Origin of the sequence: Mesorhizobium sp. M7A.F.Ca.CA.003.01.2.1 (assembly GCF_003998945.1) — a bacterium.
Classification (GTDB): domain Bacteria; phylum Pseudomonadota; class Alphaproteobacteria; order Rhizobiales; family Rhizobiaceae; genus Mesorhizobium; species Mesorhizobium ciceri.
The window spans coordinates 1-2854 of record NZ_RZRA01000763.1 but is presented as its reverse complement, the minus strand read 5'-3'; the positions used below and the strand labels follow the sequence as shown (position 1 = coordinate 2854).

The following is a 2854-nucleotide window of genomic DNA, read 5'->3' as shown; positions in this document are numbered from 1 at the left end:
CGCGTGTCGCCGGATCGATGAACAGGGTCGAACCCTGCTCCTCGCGTTCGGGCCGCGACAGCGGCGGGCGCTCCGCTTTCTGCGTCTTCTCGACATAGGCAATGGCGCCCGAGATCGCCGACAGTTCGGCGCGCGAAAAGGCGCCAAAACTGTCCGGCGTCGCCACATCGAAGAAGCGGGCGATGCGCCCTGTCGCCGACGCCGAATCGAACAGTGACGGTGGTTGCGGGCTGGCGACGCGGCCGAGCACGTCGAACACCGGCTTCAGCTCCGGATCGTGGAACACTGGCTCGGCAACGATCAACTCACGCGGATCGACACGGAAGATGTCAGCCAAAAGCCGGTCGGCGGTGGTGTCGGTGACGCGGAAGGCGCCGGTCGAGATGTCGATCCAGGCCAGCGCAAAGGAGTGGTCCGCTCCGCCTTTCACCCGCCCCAGCGCCATCAGGAAGCTCGATTCCGACGGCGCCAGCAATTTGTCCTCGGTGATGGTGCCTGGTGTCACCAGCCGCACCACATCGCGGCGCACCACCGATTTGCCGCCGCGTTTCTTCGCCTCGGCCGGATCCTCGATCTGTTCGCAGACGGCAACGCGGAAACCCTGGCCGATCAGCTTCTGCAGATAGTCGTCAGCAGCATGCACCGGCACACCGCACATCGGAATGTCGAGCCCTTGATACTTGCCGCGCTTGGTCAAGACGATGCCCAGCGCCCGGCTTGCCTTCTCGGCATCGTCGAAGAACAGTTCGTAGAAATCGCCCATGCGATAGAACAGCAGCGAATCCGGGTTTGCCGCCTTGATCTCGATGAATTGCTCGATCATCGGCGTGGCGCCGGCGTGGGCGGTCGGCACCGGCGTCATCGCCTCGGGGGCGTCTGGCTCGTTCGGGCTGTGCATGTTCATGCGCCGCACGCTAGCAGATGTGATCGCGCGGTTTAATGCCGGGGCTTCGAAAAACAGGGGACGACCGGGACGGCAGGATGCCCGCAATCGCGCGTACCAACCGCGATTCCGCACGCTGGCAGTTTACACGCGGCGGCGCGTGGTCTTAATTCGGTCCGACACAAAGCACCCGCTTCAACGAGGTGCTGCACCGGTGAGGAAATCAAGTACATCATGGCCAGGAAAACCGAGAACAGCGGTCCGTCCGTCAGTGCGCAGGAAGCGCTCGAATTCCACGCCATGGGTCGGCCGGGCAAGCTGGAGGTCGTCGCCACCAAGCCGATGGCGACGCAGCGCGACCTCAGCCTCGCCTATTCGCCTGGTGTCGCGGTTCCGGTCCTGGCCATCGCCGAAGACCCCTCGCGCGCCTTCGACTACACGACGCGCGGCAATATGGTCGCAGTCATCTCCAACGGCACAGCCATTCTCGGTCTCGGCAATCTCGGCGCGCTGGCCTCCAAGCCGGTGATGGAGGGCAAGGCGGTGCTGTTCAAGCGCTTCGCCGATGTCGATTCCATCGACCTCGAGGTCGACACCGAGGACGCCGACGAGTTCATCAACTGCGTGCGTTTCCTCGGGCCCTCCTTCGGCGGCATCAATCTCGAGGACATCAAGGCGCCGGAATGCTTCATCATCGAGCAGCGGCTGCGCGAATTGATGGACATCCCGGTCTTCCATGACGACCAGCACGGCACCGCGATCATCTCCGCCGCCGGCCTGATCAACGCGCTGGAGATCACCGGCCGTGACATGAAGACCACGAAAATGGTCTGCAACGGCGCCGGCGCCGCCGGCATCGCCTGCATCGAGCTGATGAAGGCGATGGGCTTTTCGCCGGAAAACATCATCCTATGCGACACCAAGGGCGTGGTTTTCCAGGGCCGCACCGAAGGCATGAACCAGTGGAAGTCGGCGCATGCGGTGAAGACCGAGGCGCGCAGCCTCGCCGAGGCGCTCGACGGCGCCGACGTCTTCCTCGGCCTCTCCGCCAAGGGCGCGCTGACCACCGCCATGGTGCAGTCGATGGCCAAGAACCCGATCATCTTCGCCATGGCCAATCCCGATCCGGAAATCACGCCGGAGGAAGTGGCCGAGATCCGCACCGACGCCATCATGGCCACCGGCCGTTCGGACTATCCGAACCAGGTCAACAACGTGCTCGGCTTCCCCTATATCTTCCGCGGCGCGCTGGATGTCAGGGCAACCACCATCAATGACGACATGAAGATCGCCGCCGCCCAGGCGCTGGCGGCACTGGCGCGCCAGGACGTGCCCGACGACGTCGCCGCCGCCTATCAGGGTAATCGGCCGAAATTCGGCCCCAACTACATCATCCCGGTGCCGTTCGACCCGCGCCTGATCTCGGCCATTCCGATTGCGGTCGCCAAGGCGGCGATGGATTCAGGCGTCGCCCGCAAGCCGATCCTTGACCTCGACCGTTACGCGCAGGAACTGTCGGCCCGCCGCGACCCGATCGCCTCGACCCTGCAGCGCATCTACGACCGCGTGCGCCGCCAGCCCAAGCGCATCGTCTTCGCCGAGGGCGAGGAGGAACAGGTCATGCGCGCCGCCGTCTCCTATGTGAACCAGAAGCTCGGCACCGCCATCCTGCTCGGCCGCGACGACGTCATCAAGGAAAACGCCAAGCACGCCGGCATCGATCTCAACAAGCAAGGCATCGAGATCATCAATGCAAGGCTGTCGCGCCGCAACGGCATCTACACCGACTACCTCTACGAGCGCATGCAGCGCAAAGGCTTCCTGTTTCGCGACTGCCAGCGGCTGATCAACAACGATCGCAACCACTTTGCCGCCTGCATGGTGGCGCTGGGTGACGCCGACGGCATCGTCACCGGCGTCACCCGCAACTATTCGACCGCGCTCGACGACATCCGCCGCGTCATCGATGCC

1 protein-coding gene and 1 pseudogene are annotated in these 2854 nt (G+C 64.3%); one reads left to right on the top strand and one right to left on the bottom strand.

The genetic code is table 11. The features are described from left to right. Positions 1-904: pseudogene (locus EN969_RS25105) on the bottom strand (DNA mismatch repair protein MutS); the annotation flags it as partial. 213 nt (positions 905-1117) lie between these two features. Between EN969_RS25105 and EN969_RS25100 the strand changes: the two are divergent. Then, positions 1118-2854, top strand: a 1737-nt coding sequence (locus tag EN969_RS25100; RefSeq protein ID WP_164758472.1) for an NADP-dependent malic enzyme, incomplete at its 3' end; no start/stop codon positions are given.